General features: G+C 66.1%; 17 protein-coding genes and 1 pseudogene. 14 read left to right on the top strand and 4 right to left on the bottom strand.

Annotation, left to right across the window (positions count from 1 at the left end):
* A partial coding sequence (locus V7787_RS40760) for a hypothetical protein (protein WP_442965354.1) occupies positions 1-604 on the top strand: 604 nt, incomplete at its 5' end.
* Positions 605-798: 194 nt separating this feature from the next.
* On the opposite strand, the gene pyrH is transcribed toward V7787_RS40760, so the two are convergent.
* Positions 799-1521, bottom strand: coding sequence for a UMP kinase (gene pyrH, locus V7787_RS40755; protein WP_336093275.1), 723 nt, complete (start codon positions 1519-1521; stop codon positions 799-801).
* Positions 1522-1816: 295 nt separating this feature from the next.
* Between pyrH and V7787_RS40750 the strand changes: the two genes are divergently transcribed.
* The 3 genes from V7787_RS40750 to V7787_RS40740 all read left to right on the top strand — a co-directional run bounded on the left by V7787_RS40750 (position 1817) and on the right by V7787_RS40740 (position 3904).
* A complete protein-coding gene (locus tag V7787_RS40750; protein ID WP_336093274.1) occupies positions 1817-2509 on the top strand; it encodes an AIM24 family protein in 693 nt (230 codons plus the stop codon).
* 82 nt (positions 2510-2591) lie between these two features.
* Complete coding sequence (locus tag V7787_RS40745; protein WP_336093273.1) at positions 2592-3005, top strand: hypothetical protein; 414 nt, start codon at positions 2592-2594, stop codon at positions 3003-3005.
* Between the two features lie 668 nt (positions 3006-3673).
* Positions 3674-3904: a hypothetical protein gene (locus V7787_RS40740; RefSeq protein ID WP_336093272.1), complete on the top strand. Its 231-nt coding sequence runs from the start codon at positions 3674-3676 to the stop codon at positions 3902-3904.
* 102 nt (positions 3905-4006) lie between these two features.
* On the opposite strand, the gene tsf is transcribed toward V7787_RS40740, so the two are convergent.
* From tsf to V7787_RS40725, 3 genes and pseudogenes are all read right to left on the bottom strand, one after another.
* The gene (gene tsf, locus V7787_RS40735; protein ID WP_336093271.1) at positions 4007-4888 is read right to left on the bottom strand and encodes a translation elongation factor Ts; all 882 of its coding nucleotides are present in this window, start codon (positions 4886-4888) and stop codon (positions 4007-4009) included.
* A gap of 423 nt (positions 4889-5311) precedes the next feature.
* Positions 5312-5998 (bottom strand): annotated as a pseudogene (rpsB, locus tag V7787_RS40730) (30S ribosomal protein S2); the annotation flags it as partial.
* A 319-nt stretch (positions 5999-6317) separates the two neighbouring features.
* Complete coding sequence (locus V7787_RS40725; RefSeq protein ID WP_336093270.1) at positions 6318-7214, bottom strand: MBL fold metallo-hydrolase; 897 nt, start codon at positions 7212-7214, stop codon at positions 6318-6320.
* Between the two features lie 87 nt (positions 7215-7301).
* Between V7787_RS40725 and map the strand changes: the two genes are divergently transcribed.
* The 10 genes from map to dapE all read left to right on the top strand — a co-directional run bounded on the left by map (position 7302) and on the right by dapE (position 15696).
* The gene (map, locus tag V7787_RS40720; protein WP_336093277.1) at positions 7302-8078 is read left to right on the top strand and encodes a type I methionyl aminopeptidase; all 777 of its coding nucleotides are present in this window, start codon (positions 7302-7304) and stop codon (positions 8076-8078) included.
* Positions 8075-10783, top strand: a complete 2709-nt coding sequence (glnD, locus tag V7787_RS40715; protein ID WP_336093269.1) for a [protein-PII] uridylyltransferase — start codon at positions 8075-8077, stop codon at positions 10781-10783. Before map ends, glnD begins: the two co-directional genes overlap by 4 nt.
* Entirely contained in the window at positions 10780-11673 is an 894-nt protein-coding gene (gene dapD / locus V7787_RS40710) for a 2,3,4,5-tetrahydropyridine-2,6-dicarboxylate N-succinyltransferase (protein ID WP_442965353.1), read from the top strand. The genes glnD and dapD overlap by 4 nt, the downstream gene beginning before the upstream one ends.
* A gap of 10 nt (positions 11674-11683) precedes the next feature.
* Positions 11684-12145 carry a hypothetical protein gene (locus V7787_RS40705; RefSeq protein WP_336093268.1) on the top strand — a complete coding sequence of 154 codons (462 nt, stop codon included), beginning with the start codon at positions 11684-11686 and terminating at the stop codon, positions 12143-12145.
* A gap of 30 nt (positions 12146-12175) precedes the next feature.
* Positions 12176-12625, top strand: a complete 450-nt coding sequence (locus tag V7787_RS40700; protein ID WP_336093267.1) for a hypothetical protein — start codon at positions 12176-12178, stop codon at positions 12623-12625.
* 147 nt (positions 12626-12772) lie between these two features.
* Positions 12773-13168: a hypothetical protein gene (locus tag V7787_RS40695; protein WP_336093265.1), complete on the top strand. Its 396-nt coding sequence runs from the start codon at positions 12773-12775 to the stop codon at positions 13166-13168.
* Positions 13169-13182: 14 nt separating this feature from the next.
* A complete protein-coding gene (locus V7787_RS40690; RefSeq protein WP_336093264.1) occupies positions 13183-13737 on the top strand; it encodes a hypothetical protein in 555 nt (184 codons plus the stop codon).
* Positions 13734-14195 (top strand): hypothetical protein, encoded by a 462-nt coding sequence (locus tag V7787_RS40685; protein WP_336093263.1) that lies wholly within the window; start codon positions 13734-13736, stop codon positions 14193-14195. The genes V7787_RS40690 and V7787_RS40685 overlap by 4 nt, the downstream gene beginning before the upstream one ends.
* The gene (locus V7787_RS40680) at positions 14192-14551 is read left to right on the top strand and encodes a Spx/MgsR family RNA polymerase-binding regulatory protein (protein WP_336093262.1); all 360 of its coding nucleotides are present in this window, start codon (positions 14192-14194) and stop codon (positions 14549-14551) included. Before V7787_RS40685 ends, V7787_RS40680 begins: the two co-directional genes overlap by 4 nt.
* Positions 14548-15696, top strand: coding sequence for a succinyl-diaminopimelate desuccinylase (gene dapE, locus V7787_RS40675; RefSeq protein ID WP_336093260.1), 1149 nt, complete (start codon positions 14548-14550; stop codon positions 15694-15696). Before V7787_RS40680 ends, dapE begins: the two co-directional genes overlap by 4 nt.
* Positions 15697-15735: the final 39 nt, after the last annotated feature.

The following is a 15735-nucleotide window of genomic DNA, read 5'->3' as shown; positions in this document are numbered from 1 at the left end:
CAACGAAGCCGCGCGCATGGCGCGGGTCGAGGGCCAGCGCGCACGCGAGCAAGGCCGCCGCGACGCCGAACAAGCCAAGCGCGACGCGGAACAGGCCAAGCGCGATGGGCAACAGGCTCGGCTCAACAGCGAGCAGGCGCGGCGCGACGGCGAACAAGCCCGACGCGACGCAGCCCAGCGCGTACGCGACGCCGAGCAGGCCAAGCGCGATGCCGAGCAAGCCCGGCGCGACGCCGAACGTACGCGTCGTCAGATCTCGCGGGTCGGCGGCGATTCGGTTGAGGTGCACGTGATCGTCCAGGACAGCGGACGCGCAGACTCGCGCACGGCCCGTGCGCCCATGGAAGTCCATGTGACCGCCTGGGATACCAAGCGCAATGCCATGCGAGCGCCCAGCGGCCACGAGTTGAGCCAGGTGGCCGGAGACCTGCAACGCGAGGCCTTGCGCATGACCCGCGACCCCGAGCAGATGCGCCTGATCTCGGAACAGGCGAGCCGCGATGCGGAGGCGGCGATGCGCGATCCCGAACACCTGCGCCTGCTGGCCGAGGAGGCGCGCCACGCCGCGTTGGAATTCGCGAGCGAGACAAGTCAGAGGCGTTGACCGAACCGGGGGCGCTGGGTTCGGCGATCCCGATCCCGACGTCGGTGCTATCGCGACGACGCGAAAGATTCGCAGGCCGGTTGCAGGTTCGCCAACAAAAAAAGCCCGCCGTACGGCGGGCTTTTTGTTCGGATTGGATCTTCGTCGGTTCCGGTCGGTACGACGGCGATTCGTTCGCGCCTACTTCGGTTGGCTCAACCGCGGCCCTGCACCAAGGTGCCGATGTTCTCGCCGCGCAGAATCTTGAGCAGCACGCCCGGCTGACCCATGTCGAAGATGCGCAAGGGCAGCTCGCTGTCGCGGCACAGCGCGAACGCGGCGGTGTCCATGACCTGCAGATCGCGGGTGATGACTTCGTCGTAGCTGAGCTTGTCGAAGCGCACCGCGTCGCTGTGCTTCTTCGGGTCCTTGTCGTACACGCCGTCGACCTTGGTCGCCTTGAGCAGCAGGTCGGCGCCGATTTCGATCGCGCGCAGGGCCGCGCCCGAATCGGTGGTGAAGAACGGGCTGCCGACGCCGGCGGCGAAGATCGCCAGGCGGCCTTTTTCCAGATGACGGATGGCGCGGCGGCGGATGTAGTCCTCGCACACGTCGTTGATCTTGATCGCGCTCATCACCCGCACCTTGGCGCCGAGCTTTTCCAGCGAATCCTGCATCGCCAGCGCGTTGATGACGGTGGCCAGCATGCCCATCTGATCGCCGGTGACCCGGTCCATGCCGCCGGCGGCCAGGCCGGCGCCGCGGAAGATGTTGCCGCCGCCGATCACCAGCGCGATTTCGGCGCCGGCTTGCTGGACTTCGATGACCTCGCGCGCCAGCCGGCCGATGACCTTGGGGTCGATGCCGTAGTCCTCATCGCCCATCAATGCCTCGCCGGAGAGTTTCAACAGGACACGGCGATAGGCGAGCTGGGACATGGGCGGATCTCGGGGGAGGCTGAAAACGGGGGCAATTGTAGCTCAAGCGCCCGCGGCTGAGGCGTGCGCGAACGGCTGTAACGGCACCGCAACGCGTGCAAGCCGGTGCGTCGCGGCCGGCCCGGGCGCGATCGGCCCGCGGCGCGGACCCGGCGGACGCCCGGCCCGCGATACCGACGGCCGTCACGTTGTCGCGGCATGCTCTGTATGATCCGGCCGGCCGGTCCAGTCGCTGGAACCGCCGCCGCGCCCGCCGTCCCGGCGAGCCGCCGCGCACCACCCAAGGAGATGGAAAGTGTCGATCAAGAATCTCAACGAATTCGTCGAAGCGTCCAAGCAGAAGGATCTGAGCCAGGACGTGTTCGAACTGGAAAGCTCGCACCTGCTGGAGGTCAAGCTCAACGGCCGGGTCTGGGCCAAGGCCGGCTCGATGGTCGCCTACCGCGGCGGCGTCAAGTTCGTGCGCCAGGGCATGATGGAGCAGGGGCTGGGCAATCTGCTGAAGAAGGCGATCAGCGGCGAAGGCACCCAGCTGATGAAGATGGAGGGCCAGGGCCGGGTCTACATCGCCGACTCGGGCAAGAAGATCACCCTGCTGCGCCTGAACGGCGAATCGATCTTCGTCAACGGCAACGACGTGCTGGCGTACGAAGACGGCGTGGCCTCGGACATCAAGATGATGCGCAAGGTCTCCGGGATGATGTCCGGCGGCCTGTTCAACATCAAACTCAGCGGCAACGGCGTGGTCGCGATCACCTCGCACTACGAGCCGCTGACCCTGGCGGTGACCCCGGACCAGCCGGTGTTCACCGACCCCAACGCCACCGTGGCCTGGTCGGGCGGCCTGTCGCCGGACATCGTCACCGACATCTCGCTGGGCACCTTGTTCGGCCGCGGCTCGGGCGAGAGCGTGCAGCTCAAGTTCTCCGGCACCGGCTGGGTGGTGGTGCAGCCGTACGAAGAAGTGTATTTCCAGCAGACCAGCTAAGCGCCGGGTCGGCGGACGCGCGCGCTGCCGAGGTGGCGCGCGCGGGCAGGCAAGGGCGGGTCGAATCGGCAAGGAGGCTTTGATGAAAGCAGCGATGCGCTTGTGTCTTGGCGGCGCGATGGCGGTACTGGCGGCTTCGGCCGCGGCCGCGCCGCCGCGCGCGGTGCCGGTGGAGATCGGCGGCAGCCAGGAATGGGACGCCTGCGGTTCGCTCGGCGAGGTGCGTGGGCTCAAGCCCGGCGGCGATGGGTTTCTGGCGGTGCGCGCGGGGCCCGGCGCGAGTTACCTGTTGCTCGACAAGCTCGGTAACGGGCGGCAGGTGTATGTGTGCCGGACGCGAGGCCGCTGGGTTTCGGTGGTGTATGCGGCGGCGGGCTCGAACACTGCGCAAGCCGGTTGCGGGGTGAGCTCGGCGATCGCGCAGGCCCGCGTTTATCGTGGGCCGTGCCGGTCTGGTTGGGTGCATTCGGACTGGATCGAAATCGTCGCCGGTTGAGTGGCGCGCGCGATCCCGTCATTTCCGCGAAGGAGCGCGTCCAGACACTTCAGCGACATCCCTCCAGTCCGTCATTCCCGCGAAGGCAGGAACCCAGAGAGTTCATCGTCATCCCTCCAGTCCGTCATTCCCGCGAAGGCGGGAATCCAGAGACTTCAGCGTCATCCCTCCAGTCCGTCATTCCCGCGAAGGCAGGAACCCAGAGAGTTCATCGTCATCCCTCCAGCCCGTCATTCCCGCGAAGGCGGGAACCTAGAACCTTCAGCGCCATCCCTCCAGGTCGTCATTCCCGCGAAGGCGGGAACCTAGAACCTTCAGCGTCATCCCTCCAGGTCGTTATTCCCGCGAAGGCGGGAATCCAGAGACTTCAGCACCATCTCTGCAGGTCGTCATTCCCGCGAAAGCGGGAATCCAGCGACTTCAAACGTTCTCGCACGAAAGGCACTGGATTCCCGCGTTCGCGGGAATGACGGTAGGTAAGTACGCGGTTGCCGGTTGCCGGTTGCCGGTTGTCGGTTGCTGCTAGCCGGTAGCCGGTAGCCGGTAGCCGGTAGCCAGTAGCCAGTAGCCGGCGCCAGCCCAACCCCGCCGACCTCACCCAGCAACCAACGCCCGGCCCTATGATCGGAGCCGGCGAGATCCTCGCCGCCAAACCCAGGAAGGGTTGCATGAATACGCTAAGCAAGACGCTGTCCGCGTTGAGCCTGTCCGGCTTGCTGTTGTTCCTGCCCGTGGCCCAGGCCGATCCGGCCGAGGGCTCGTTCTACACCGAGACCACCTGCGAATACGTCGGTTGGGCCTTCGAGATCGTCTTGACCAAATACCGCTACACCGGCGGCCAATGGACGGTGATCTCGCAGCTCACCAGCTACGCCGATTCGTGCCCGCCGCTGGATTGAGCACGGGCGGCTCGCCGCGGTCTGGCCGTGGCGACGCGCGCGCAAAGAAAAAGGCCGCGGAATCCGCGGCCTTTTTCGTATCGCTAGTGCGAGCGCGCAGGCTTACGCCAGACCCGCCTGCTTCATCACTTCGGCAGCGAAGTCGTCGACCTGCTTCTCGATGCCTTCGCCCACGGCCAGACGCTGCATGGTCAGCACTTCGGCGCCGGCGGCCTTGACCACCTGTTCGACGGTCTGGTCGGTGTTGAGCACGTAAGCCTGACCGTACAGGGTGACTTCGTTGACGATCTTGGCGATCTTGCCGCCGATGATCTTCTCCAGGATGTCGGCCGGCTTGGACTTGTCCTTGTCGGACATCTTGGCCAGTTCGATTTCCTTTTCCTTCGCCACGAACTCGGCCGGCACGTCGCTGGCCTTGATGTGCGGCGGGTTCATCGCCGCCACGTGCATGGCCAGACCGCGCGCCAGGTCGGCGTCGCCGCCCTTGAGCTCGATCAGCACGCCGATGCGGCCGCCGTGGACGTAAGCGGCCACGTTGTTGGCGCTGTCGATCTGGATCAGGCGACGTACCTGCAGGTTCTCGCCGACCTTGGCGATGACCGCGGCGCGGGTTTCTTCGACGGTTTCGCCGGAAGCCAGCTTGACCGCCTTGAGCGCTTCCGCGTCGGCGGCGCCCGAGGACAGCGCGGCCTGGGCCACGGTCTCGGTGAAGGTCAGGAAGTTGGCGTCCTTGGCGACGAAGTCGGTCTCGGAGTTGATCTCGACCAGCACGGCCTTGCCGCCGTTCTGGGCGACCGCGATGCGGCCTTCGGCGGCCACGCGGCCGGCCTTCTTGTCGGCCTTGGCCAGACCCGACTTGCGCAGCCATTCGGCCGCGGCGTCGATGTCGCCGTTGTTTTCGACCAGCGCCTTCTTGCACTCCATCATGCCGGCGCCGGTGCGCTCGCGGAGTTCCTTGACCAGGGAAGCGGAAATATCAGCCATTGGGGTTACCTCAGGTGTTCGTATTGCCCTTGCAGGAGCGGCGCAAGCGGCGATCAACCGAAGCGATGTCATGCCACGAAAGCCACCGAAGCCAAGAATCTTCGGCCAGCTTCCAACATCGGACCCGGTCCAGCCGCGCCATATCGGCGGCGCTGGTCGCGTTGCTTGAATATCGCGGCTTGCGCCGCGCCTGCAGGGGTTGAATAAAGCGGGAGTCGCAGCCGCGCACTATCGCGCGGCTGCGTTACGGGGCGCTGACGGCCTCGATTACTCGGCGGCCGGAGCTTCGCCTTCGGCCTTCTTGGCCGGAGCCGGGCCCTTCTTGGCCGGAGCGCGACCGCGCGGAGCGGCCTTGCGGTCTTCCTTCGCGGCGCCTTCGCCTTCGCCTTCGGCGAAGTCTTCTTCGCGCACGCTGCCGGCCTGCGGAGCGGCGGCCTTGCCTTCCAGCACGGCGTCGGCCGCGGCGCGGGCGTACAGCTGCACGGCGCGGATGGCGTCGTCGTTGCCCGGGATGGCGTAATCGACCAGTTCCGGGTTGTAGTTGGTGTCGACCACGGCGATGACCGGGATGCCGAGCTTCTTGGCTTCCTTGATCGCGATGTCTTCATGGCCGATGTCGATCACGAACAGCGCGTCGGGCAGACGGTTCATGTCCTTGATGCCGCCCAGCGAGGCTTCCAGCTTGTCGCGCTCGCGGCGCAGGCCCAGCACTTCGTGCTTGACCATCTTCTGGAAGGTGCCGTCGGTTTCGCCGGCTTCCAGTTCCTTCAAGCGCGAGACCGACTGCTTGACGGTGCGGAAGTTGGTCAGGGTGCCGCCCAGCCAGCGCTGGGTCATGAACGGCATGCCGCAACGCTCGGCCTCTTCCTTGATCGACTCGCGCGCCGAACGCTTGGTGCCGAGGAACAGGATGGTGCCGCGCTTCTGGGCGATGGCCGAGATGAAGTTCATCGCGTCGTTGAACAGCGGAACGGTCTTCTCGAGGTTGATGATGTGGATCTTGCCGCGGGCGCCGAAGATGTACGGGCCCATCTTGGGATTCCAGTAGCGCGTCTGGTGGCCGAAATGGACGCCGGCTTCCAGCATCTGGCGCATGGTGATCTGAGGCATTGCGAAACTCCGAAGGCAGTGGAACCGACGCCGATTGAGTGATGGCGTTGCATCCGCGGCGAAGACGCTGCGGAGCGGTGGTTCCGGGGTTGGGCCTCCCTGTCGCTTCCGTGTCCGAACCCGCATCGACGATCTTGCGATCGAGGATTCGGGCACCCCGGCACGGGCTGTGGCGGCAGGTGTGAATTCACCGGTGACGTCCGGTGTGGACGGCGTTGCGGGTGGGGTTCGGAACGAACGCTCCGCCAGCAAAGCCGCGGAATTGTAGCCGGGGCAGGGGGCTGGGGCAACTGCGGGCGGCGGCGGGCGCCGCGGCGGCTCAGGGCCGGGCGGGCAGGGAGTCGTAGACCGAGCCGACGATCTGGGCCGGCTTGACCCAGTCCTGGCCCCAACGCGCGTCCAGGTCCTGGGTGGGCGCCGCCGCCAGGGCCTGCTCGCGGGTTTTGCCCGAGCGTTTGAGCCGGGCGACCCGCTCGCGCACCTCCACTAGCATGTCTCGCGCTGCTTTGAGATCGGCTTGGCTGCCGATCGGCCCGTGCCCGGCGAGAATCCGGGTCTTGCCGTCGGCCACGGCCAGACCGCGATCCAGCGCCGCGATCAGGCCGTCGACCGTCCCGCCGGTGCCGGTATCGATGATCGGATACAGCCCGTTGAAGAAGCAGTCGCCCATGTGCAGCACGTTGGCGGAAGGGAAATAGACCAGCAGGTCGCCGTCGGTATGTGCCTTGGGCACGTGAATCAGCTGCGCTTCCAGCGCGCCCAGGCGCAGCTTGCCGTCGCCCTTGAGCGTGAGACTGGGGCGCGCAGACACCGGCAGCGCCGGGATCGTCCGGTTCAGATGCTTGAGAAAGGTGTCTGCCGCCATCCGCTGCCAGGCGTTCTCGTGGGCGACCACCACCGCCCCACGCTCGGCCAGGGCCTGGTTGCCGCCGACATGGTCCAGATGCCAATGGGTGTTGACCACGTAGCGCAAGGGTTTGCGGCCTTCCAGCGCCTTGAGCAGGGCCGGGGCGGTCTTGGGCAGCTCGCTGTCGACCAGCAGGGCGGCGTCGTCGGATTCGGCCAGCAGCACCGTGGTGGCCGGCCCGCGCAGGGCCGACAGGCCCGGGGCCAGGGCGACGAACGCCGGCTCGGGCGCGGCCGGCGGCTCGGCGCGGGAGGCCGGCGCGGCCGCCAGGACCAGGCCGGCGACGAACAGCAAGGGGCGCAGATTCACGGCGAGTCTCCACAAGGGGCCGGCATCGGCACGCTGCGGACCGCGCGGCGCGATGATAGGCGAGTGTGAATGAGCGATAATGCGCGCATGGCCATTTCCATCAAAACCCCCGAAGACATCGAAAAGATGCGCGTCGCCGGCCGTCTGGCCGCCGAGGTGCTGCAGGTCGTCGCCCCCTATGTGAAGCCGGGCGTGAGCACCGGCGAGCTGGACCGCATCTGCAACGAGCACATCGTCAACGTGCAGAAGGCGATCCCGGCCAACGTCGGCTACAAGGGATTCCCCAAGACCGTGTGCACCTCGGTCAACAACGTGATCTGTCACGGCATCCCCAGCGACAGCAAGATCCTCAAGGACGGCGACATCGTCAACATCGACGTCACCGTGATCAAGGACGGCTGGCACGGCGACACCAGCCGCATGTACTACGTCGGCACCCCGTCGGTCATGGCCAGGCGTCTGGTCGAGGTGACCCGCGAGGCGATGTTCCGCGCGATCCGCATCGTCAAGCCCGGCATCACCCTGGGCGACATCGGCCACGCCATCCAGACCTACGCCGAGGGCGAGCGCTTCAGCGTGGTCCGCGATTACTGCGGCCACGGCATCGGCCGGATCTATCACGAAGAACCGCAGGTGCTGCACGTCGGCAACCCGGGCCAGGGCGTCAAGCTGGTTCCCGGCATGACCTTCACCATCGAGCCGATGATCAACGAAGGCACTTATCGCCACAAAACCCTGCCCGACGGCTGGACCGTGGTGACCAAGGACCGCAAGTTGTCGGCGCAGTGGGAGCACACCATCGCGGTGACCGAGGACGGCGTCGAAATCCTGACCCGCGTGCCGGGCGACGACAACGACCTATGACCATCCCCGGCGCCGGCGAGCGGCCGGTCGATCGATCGGCGGCCGCTGCTCCGGCGCCCGCGGCGGTGTCCGATGAAGCGCCGCCGCCGGGATCGGCCGCGGCGATCCGCGCCGCGCTGAGCGCGGTCGACGCGGCGTTGGCGCAGCGCTTTGACGCCGACAGCAACGCCGACATCGACCGTCTGCTGCGCGCGCGCGCCGACGCGGTCGATGCGCAAGTGCGCGCGGCCTGGCAACTGTGCATCGACCCCGGCGCGCCGCTGGCCTTGTTCGCGGTCGGCGGCTACGGCCGCGGCGAATTGTTCCCGCAGTCCGATATCGACCTGCTGGTGCTGGCCGAACCCGAAGCGCAGAGCGCGCAGGCCGAACAACTGGGCTGTTTCTTCGCCTCGCTGTGGGATGCCGGCCTGCCGGTCGGCCACGCGGTGCGTTCGCCCGCGCAATGCACCGAAGCCGCCGCCGACCTGACCGTGCTCACTGCGATGCTGGAAGCGCGGCCGATCGCCGCTGGCGCGGTCGCGCAGATGGCGCTGCAGGCCGCGGTGTCGCCCTCGCAGGTGTGGCCGGCGCGCGAATTCTTCATCGCCAAGCGCGACGAACAGCGCCAGCGCCACGCCCGTTACGGCGACACCGCCGACAACCTCGAGCCCAACCTCAAGGAAGGCCCCGGCGGCATGCGCGACGTGCAGACCCTGCACTGGATGGCGCTGCGCATCATCGGCACCTCCGATCTGGAATCGCTGGTGTCGATCGGCCAACTCGGCCCGGACGAACTGACCACGCTGGAGCGCGAACGCCGGACCCTGTCGCGTTTGCGCTTCGGCCTGCATCTGGTCGCGCGCAAACGCGAAGAGCGGCTGCGCTTCGACTACCAAAAGCTGCTGGCCGAGCGCATGGGCCATGTCGACAACGCCGACAATCTGGCGGTCGAGCAGATGATGCAGGGCTTCTACCGCAGCGCCGCGCTGGTGCTGCGGATCGGCGAGCGCCTGCTGCAACGCTTCGAAGAACAGATCGAAGGCGAGGCCGTGCCGGTGCCGCTGACCGGTCTGTACGAGGCCTTCGAACTGCGCCGCGACTACATCGCCGCGCGCGACCCGCAATGGCCGCGCGACGCCGCCGAGGTGTTCGCCTTGTTTGCGGCCTGGGCCGCGCACGACGAAATCCGCGGCCTGCATTCGCAGACCGCGCGCGCGCTGGCCGAGGCCTTGAACAAGATTCCCGGCTTCGAGCAGGCCGAGCCGGCGCTGCGCGAGCGCTTTCTCAAGATCCTGCGCGGCCCGCATCCGGTGCATGCGCTGGAACGCATGGCCCGGCTGGGCGTGTTGGGGCGTTGGATCCCGGCGTTCTCGAAAGTCTCCGGGCGGATGCAGTTCGACCTGTTCCACGTCTACACCGTCGATCAACACACCCTGGCGGTGCTGCGCAACCTGGCGCGCTTCGCCTCCGGCGTGGCCGATGAGCGCTTCAGCATCGCCCACGAAGTCTGGCCGCGCCTGCGCAAGCCGGAGCTGCTGTTGCTGGCCGGCCTGTTCCACGACATCGCCAAGGGCCGCGGCGGCGATCATTCCGAACTCGGCGGCGACGACGCGCGCGTGTTCGGCACCACCATGGGATTGAGCGAATCCGACACCGCGCTGGTGGAATGGCTGGTGCGCCAGCACCTGCTGATGTCGACCACCGCGCAGAAACAGGACATCGCCGATCCGGAAGTGATCCATCGCTTCTCGGCCAAGGTCGCCGACCGCGAGCACCTGGATCATTTGTACCTGCTCACCTGCGCCGACATCGCCGGCACCTCGCCCAAGCTGTGGAACGCGTGGAAGGACCGGCTGCTGGCCGATCTGTACACCGCCACCCGCCTGGCCTTGCGCCGCGGCCTGGAGCATCCGGTCGCCGGCGCCGAGCGTGCCGCGGAAACCCGCGAAGCCGCGCAGGCCATGCTCGCCGCGTTCGGCGCGCGCGATGAGGAAATCGCCGGATTGTTCGCGCGCATGCCCGAGATCGCGTTCCAGCGCGGGCGTCCGGATCAGATCGCCTGGCAGGCCGCGTCCTTGCGCGGCATCGCGCTCGGCGACACCCGGGTGCGCGCGCGGCCGGTCAGCGCCCACGGCGGCGCGCATGCCGGCGCGCTGGAAGTGTTCGTGCATTCGCCCGATCGCGACGGCTTGTTCGCCGCGATCGTCGCCACCCTGGACCGCCTGGGTCTGGCGATCCAGCAGGCGCGCGTGCTCGACGGCCCGCACGGCGCGATCTTCGATACCTTCGAAGTGGTGCCGACCGATCCTCGCCAATCGCCCAGCGCCGAAGACGTGGAGCGCCGTCTGGAGTCGACCCTGGCCGGCCCGCTGGAACGGATCAAGCCGGCGCGCCGCGCGCAGCCGCGCCATCTGCGCCATTTCCGCATCGCCCCGCAGATCGAGTTCTCGGATTTCGGCCGCGGCGAGCACGACCCGGCCGGCGGTTCCAACCCGCGCACCACCCTGAGCCTGGTCTGCACCGACCGCCCCGGCCTGCTGGCCGACGTCGCCCAGACCCTGCGAAAACAACGGCTGCGCGTATACGACGCGCGCATCGCCACCTTCGGCGAACGCGCCGAGGACGTATTCCAGATCACCGACGGGCGCGATCGCGCGCTCGATCAAACGCAACAGCAGGCCCTGCGCGACGCGTTGCTGGCCTGCCTCGAAGGAGAAAGTCGATGAGCCCCGCCAAGAAGACCAGCAAGAAGACCGTCAAGAAGAAGAGCGTCGAGTCGCCGGGCGTCGATGAACTGAAGTTCATGATCGACAGCGCGTTCGAGCGCCGCAGCATGCTCACGCCGGACGAAATCGAAGGCTCCACCCGGCCGACCGTCGAGCGCGTCATCGACGGCCTGGAGCAGGGCGAGTTCCGCGTCGCCGAGCCCGACGGCAAGGGCGGCTGGACCGTCAACGAATGGCTCAAGAAAGCGGTGCTGCTGTACTTCCGGGTCAACGACATGCAAGTGGTCGAAGCCGACCCGGCGCCGTTCTGGGACAAGGTGCCGGCGCGCTTCGAAGGCTACGGCGAAGCCGATTTCCGCAAGCTCGGCGCGCGCGTGGTGCCCGGCGCCATCGCCCGCCGCGGCGCCTACATCGGCAAGGACGTGGTGCTGATGCCGAGCTTCGTCAACATCGGCGCCCACGTCGGCGAAGGCACCATGGTCGACACCTGGGCCACGGTCGGCTCCTGCGCCCAGATCGGCAAGCACTGCCACCTGTCCGGCGGCGCCGGCATCGGCGGCGTGCTCGAACCGCTGCAGGCCTCGCCGACCATCATCGAAGACCATTGCTTCATCGGCGCGCGTTCGGAAGTGGTGGAAGGCTTCGTCGTCGGCCACCACAGCGTGATCGGCATGGGCGTGTTCCTGGGCCAGAGCACCCGCGTCTACAACCGCGCCACCGGCGAGATCAGCTACGGCTCGGTGCCGCCGTACAGCGTGGTCGTGTCCGGGCAGTTGCCGGCCAAGGACGGGTCGCATTCGCTGTATTGCGCGGTGATCGTCAAGCAGGTGGATGCCAAGACGCGGTCGAAGACCAGCATCAACGAGTTGTTGCGCGGGCTGGCGGACTGAGGAACTGAGCGTGCAGCGGATTTCGGCGGGCATGATGGTGGTGCATAAGTGGGTCATGCCCGCGCTGAGTCTGGCGATATTCGCTTTGATCTTTCTGTCCGTGTACCGGGAATTTCCGGAACAGCCCATCTTCTGGGCCTTGGTAGCGGTCGCGGCGGGCTACCTGTTTCAGGTCGTGGCGTCGCTGCACTTGGCTGATGAGGTCATCGATTGCGGCGACCGGCTCAAGGTGCGTCGCGGCAAGGTCGAGGAAACCATCGCCCTGGCCGATATCAAGAGCGTATCGATCAGCTACTTGGTTCGAACTCCGTACGCGACGTTGCGTCTGCGCGAGCCGAGCCGGTTCGGTTCGCGCATCGTGTTTCTGCCGAAACCGAACTCGCCCTTCGGCACCTGGGGCGCGAGCGTGGTGGTCGAAGATCTGAAGCAGCGGGTATTGCTGGCAAGCGCGACCTCCGCGCCGTCGCCATAGTCGCCCTGGAGCGCACCGAGGGAGTCGCAGATGCCTGTCGATCAGTTGGCCTCGCCGATGACCGCTGTTCACAGGGGGCTCGGGCTGTCGCTGCTGGTTGCGTCCTTGATCGTTCCGGCGCTGTTTCTGTTCGGAACTCGCGCCGCGGTGCCCGGTGAGTTCTTCGCAGTCTGGTTCGCCTTGATTGCGGTGCTCGTGGGCTATTGCGTGTTCGCCAGTACCTTCGCCGACCGAGTCGACGATCACGGCGACCATTTATGGGTGCGGCGCGGCAAGGTGGAGCACCGGGTGGACATGGACGATATCGCTTACGTTGAGGCTGGCCACAACACCAAGCCTCGGCGGGTGACCCTGCATTTGAAGGCGGCGGGGCCGCTGGGCGATCGAATCGTATTTCTGCCTCGGCTCAATCCGGTGGGGCCCAATGCGACGGCGCTGGATCTTGAGCGCCGAGTCGGCTCTGCTCGAAATCCAGGTTGAGTACGATGAAGGCGCTGCATGGGCTAACAGCCGCAATGTCCGCTACTCAGCTGTTTCCGACGTCTTGAGGGTGATATGACGCCAAAAAGGATTTCATCGAGGTGGTCGCCGTGGTTGAAGTGGGGGGCTCTGGCGTCCGTGGTAGTGATGCCGGCTGTTTACTGGCGCGTCGTCAGGGCGGACTTCCCCGACGATCAGGTCTTGCTGGCGTGCTTCGCCTTTTTCACCTTGTTGTGCGTGGGACAACTGGTGTCGAGCTGGCATCTGGCCGACTCGGTGGACGATCTGGGCGATCGGTTGCTGGTTCGCCGCAGGGGCGTCGAGATTTCGATCGCGCTCAACGATATCGAACGGGTTTCGAAGCAGTGGTTCAAGAACCCGGACCATATCGCTTTGCAATTGCGCCGTCCGACCGTGTTCGGGTCGCGGATCGTTTTCGTCGCCGCCATGAGTCCCTGGCATGGGTTCGGCGAGAACGAGATCCTGGTCGACCTGCGGCGCCGGATCGGACGGGCCGGGGGCTGGCGGCCTACTTCGGGTTGAATCGGGGCCGAATTGTGTCGCTGCAGCTCATTGCTGGAGTGGAGGCGGATCAGACGATGAACAGGATATCTTCTGGAAATACCTTCGGCATGAAAAGGTTCTTGCCGACGATATTTTTTGCGACTTGCGCCGTGATGCTTCTTGTCGGTGCGGTGGCCAGGCCTTTCGACTTCGCGTTGGTCGTGGCGCCGCTCATCGCTGCGGTACTCGGGGCGCTCGTTCTCGCGGCTACCGTTTCGGATCTGGCGGATGAAGTGTTCGACGACGGCGATTCGCTGCTCGTGCGCAAGGGGGACGTAACGCAGCGGGTGATGTTGGCGGATGTCGTCGAAGTGCGTTTGAGCAAGATGAGCAATCCCACGCGTTTGACGCTCAAGCTGCGTAGGGCCGATAAGTTCGATGGTGCGGTCGTGTTCATTCCTGCACGTGAGGCGTGGTCTTTGAACTCGCAGAGGAATCTGGCCGATGAGTTGGAAGCGAGGATAGGCCGGGTGAAGAAGTACGCGGGGAAGAAGGGTGGGGCTGTGGTCGGCCAGGGGCGCGAACCTGCAGTCGGTGGCGATGAATGAGGCTTCTTTCTTCAAGCGCGACGGCTTTCATCAAGCGGGCTTATCCGGTGTTCTTCTTTGGTCTTCCCACTATCTTGCTGATCGCGTTTTCCAGCGCTGGAGGCTGGTTGCCCCAGGCTTTGCTCTTCGTCCCGGTGATCGCGTTGCTGGTCCTGGTCGTCTGCTGGCTGAGTATCTGGGACGTGGTGGATGAGGTGGTCGACGAAGGCGACCGCCTGCTGATCAGAAAGGGGCAGGTCAAAGACTGCGTCCTCCTGGCCAATGTGATATTCATCGAAGTTACTCGCAACAAAAATCCAACACGTTTGAAATTGCACTTGGCGGTCCCAGGCAGGTTGGGCCAAAAGATCGTCTTTATCCCGCAAGGTACACAATGGATTCCTTTCGCCAGGCATCCCCTGGCGAAAGAGCTCGAAACGCGTATAGATTCGCTGAAAAAGGAACCGAGGCCGAAATGACCACGCTTTATGGCTTGAACAACTGCGACACCTGCAAAAAAGCCCGCAAGTGGCTCGACCGCTTCGGCGTCGCCCACAGCTTCGTCGATTACCGCGACAACCGGCAGACGCCGGAAACGCTGATCGAGTGGAAGAATCAATTGGGCGGCTGGGAGTCGCTGATCAACAAGTCCTCGACCACGTGGCGCACGTTGCCGCCGAACCGCAAGGAGCCGGCGTCGGATGCGGAGTGGAAGCTGTTGCTTAAGGAGTATCCGCAGCTGATCCGGCGGCCGGTGGTGGTGACCGACGACGGCAAGGTGAGCCAGGGTTTCAGCGACAACGGTTTCAAGCAGCGCTTCGGGATCGGGTCGTGAGCGGCGGCGAGCATGTCAGCGAGGTGCTGCGGCTGACCTGCGATCTGATCGCGCGTCCGTCGGTGACGCCCGAGGATCTGGGCTGTCAGACGCTGATCGCCGAGCGTCTGCGCCGCGTCGGGTTCGCTTGCGAGCACCTTCGTTACGGTGAGGTCGACAATCTGTGGGCCGTGCATGGCGCCGGCGACGGGCCGACGCTGGTGTTGCTGGGCCATACCGATGTGGTGCCTTCCGGGCCGGTCGACAGTTGGGCCAGCGATCCGTTCCTGCCCGAGATCCGCGACGGCGTGCTGTATGGGCGCGGCGCGGCCGACATGAAGGGCAGCGTGGCGGCGTTCGTGGTGGCGTTGGAGCGGTTCGTCGCCGCGCATCCGGGGCATCGCGGCCGGGTGGCGTTGTTGCTGACTTCCGATGAGGAAGGCGATGCGATCGACGGCGTGCGCCGGGTCGCCGAGACGTTCCGCGCGCGCGGCGAACGCATCGATTGGTGCGTGACCGGCGAGCCGTCGTCGACCGCCAAGCTCGGCGATCTGTTGCGGGTGGGTCGTCGCGGCACGTTGTCGGCGACGTTGAAGGTGATCGGCGTGCAGGGCCATGTCGCTTACCCGGAGAAGGCGCGCAATCCGATCCATCAGGCGATGCCGGCGCTGTCGGAGCTTGCTGCGCGGCGTTGGGATGAGGGCTATGAGACCTTTCCGCCGACGTCGCTGCAGATCAGCAACATCAACGCCGGCACCGGCGCCAACAACGTGATTCCGGGCGAGTTGCAGGTGTTGTTCAATCTTCGCTTCAACCCGAGTTGGAACGCCGAGCGGTTGGAGCGGGAGTGTGAGGCGGTGTTGCGGGCGCATGGGCTGCAGTACGAGCTGCGTTGGTTCCGCGGGGGCGAGCCGTTCTATACGCCGGAGGGGCCGCTGCGCGCGGCGGCGCGTGAGGTGTTGGCGGGATTCGCTGGCGCGGCGCCGGTGGAGAGTACCGGCGGCGGGACTTCGGATGCGCGTTTTATCGCGCCGTTGGGGGCGCAGTGCATCGAGATCGGGCCGGTGAATGCGAGCATTCACAAGGTCGATGAGAATGTTTCGGTGGCTGAGCTTGAGGCGTTGCCGGAGTTGTATTTGGCGTTGATTGAGCGGTTGATGGTTTGAGGGGGGCTGGGGCAAATCCCCCGGCGCGCTGGTTTCACT

Source organism: Pseudomonas sp. CGJS7 (assembly GCF_036961695.1).
Note: the sequence above shows the minus strand (reverse complement) of the source record. Positions and strands in the feature narration are given on the sequence as shown.

Coding starts and splice junctions, on each gene's coding strand:
- pyrH (WP_336093275.1), bottom strand. CDS start 1,521: ATGTCCCAGCTCGCCTATCGCCGTGTCCTGTTGAAACTCTCCGGCGAG.
- V7787_RS40695 (WP_336093265.1), top strand. CDS start 12,773: ATGCCGGCTGTTTACTGGCGCGTCGTCAGGGCGGACTTCCCCGACGAT.
- dapD (WP_442965353.1), top strand. CDS start 10,780: ATGAGCCCCGCCAAGAAGACCAGCAAGAAGACCGTCAAGAAGAAGAGC.
- V7787_RS40685 (WP_336093263.1), top strand. CDS start 13,734: ATGAGGCTTCTTTCTTCAAGCGCGACGGCTTTCATCAAGCGGGCTTAT.
- V7787_RS40740 (WP_336093272.1), top strand. CDS start 3,674: ATGAATACGCTAAGCAAGACGCTGTCCGCGTTGAGCCTGTCCGGCTTG.
- map (WP_336093277.1), top strand. CDS start 7,302: ATGGCCATTTCCATCAAAACCCCCGAAGACATCGAAAAGATGCGCGTC.
- V7787_RS40745 (WP_336093273.1), top strand. CDS start 2,592: ATGAAAGCAGCGATGCGCTTGTGTCTTGGCGGCGCGATGGCGGTACTG.
- glnD (WP_336093269.1), top strand. CDS start 8,075: ATGACCATCCCCGGCGCCGGCGAGCGGCCGGTCGATCGATCGGCGGCC.
- tsf (WP_336093271.1), bottom strand. CDS start 4,888: ATGGCTGATATTTCCGCTTCCCTGGTCAAGGAACTCCGCGAGCGCACC.
- V7787_RS40680 (WP_336093262.1), top strand. CDS start 14,192: ATGACCACGCTTTATGGCTTGAACAACTGCGACACCTGCAAAAAAGCC.
- V7787_RS40700 (WP_336093267.1), top strand. CDS start 12,176: ATGCCTGTCGATCAGTTGGCCTCGCCGATGACCGCTGTTCACAGGGGG.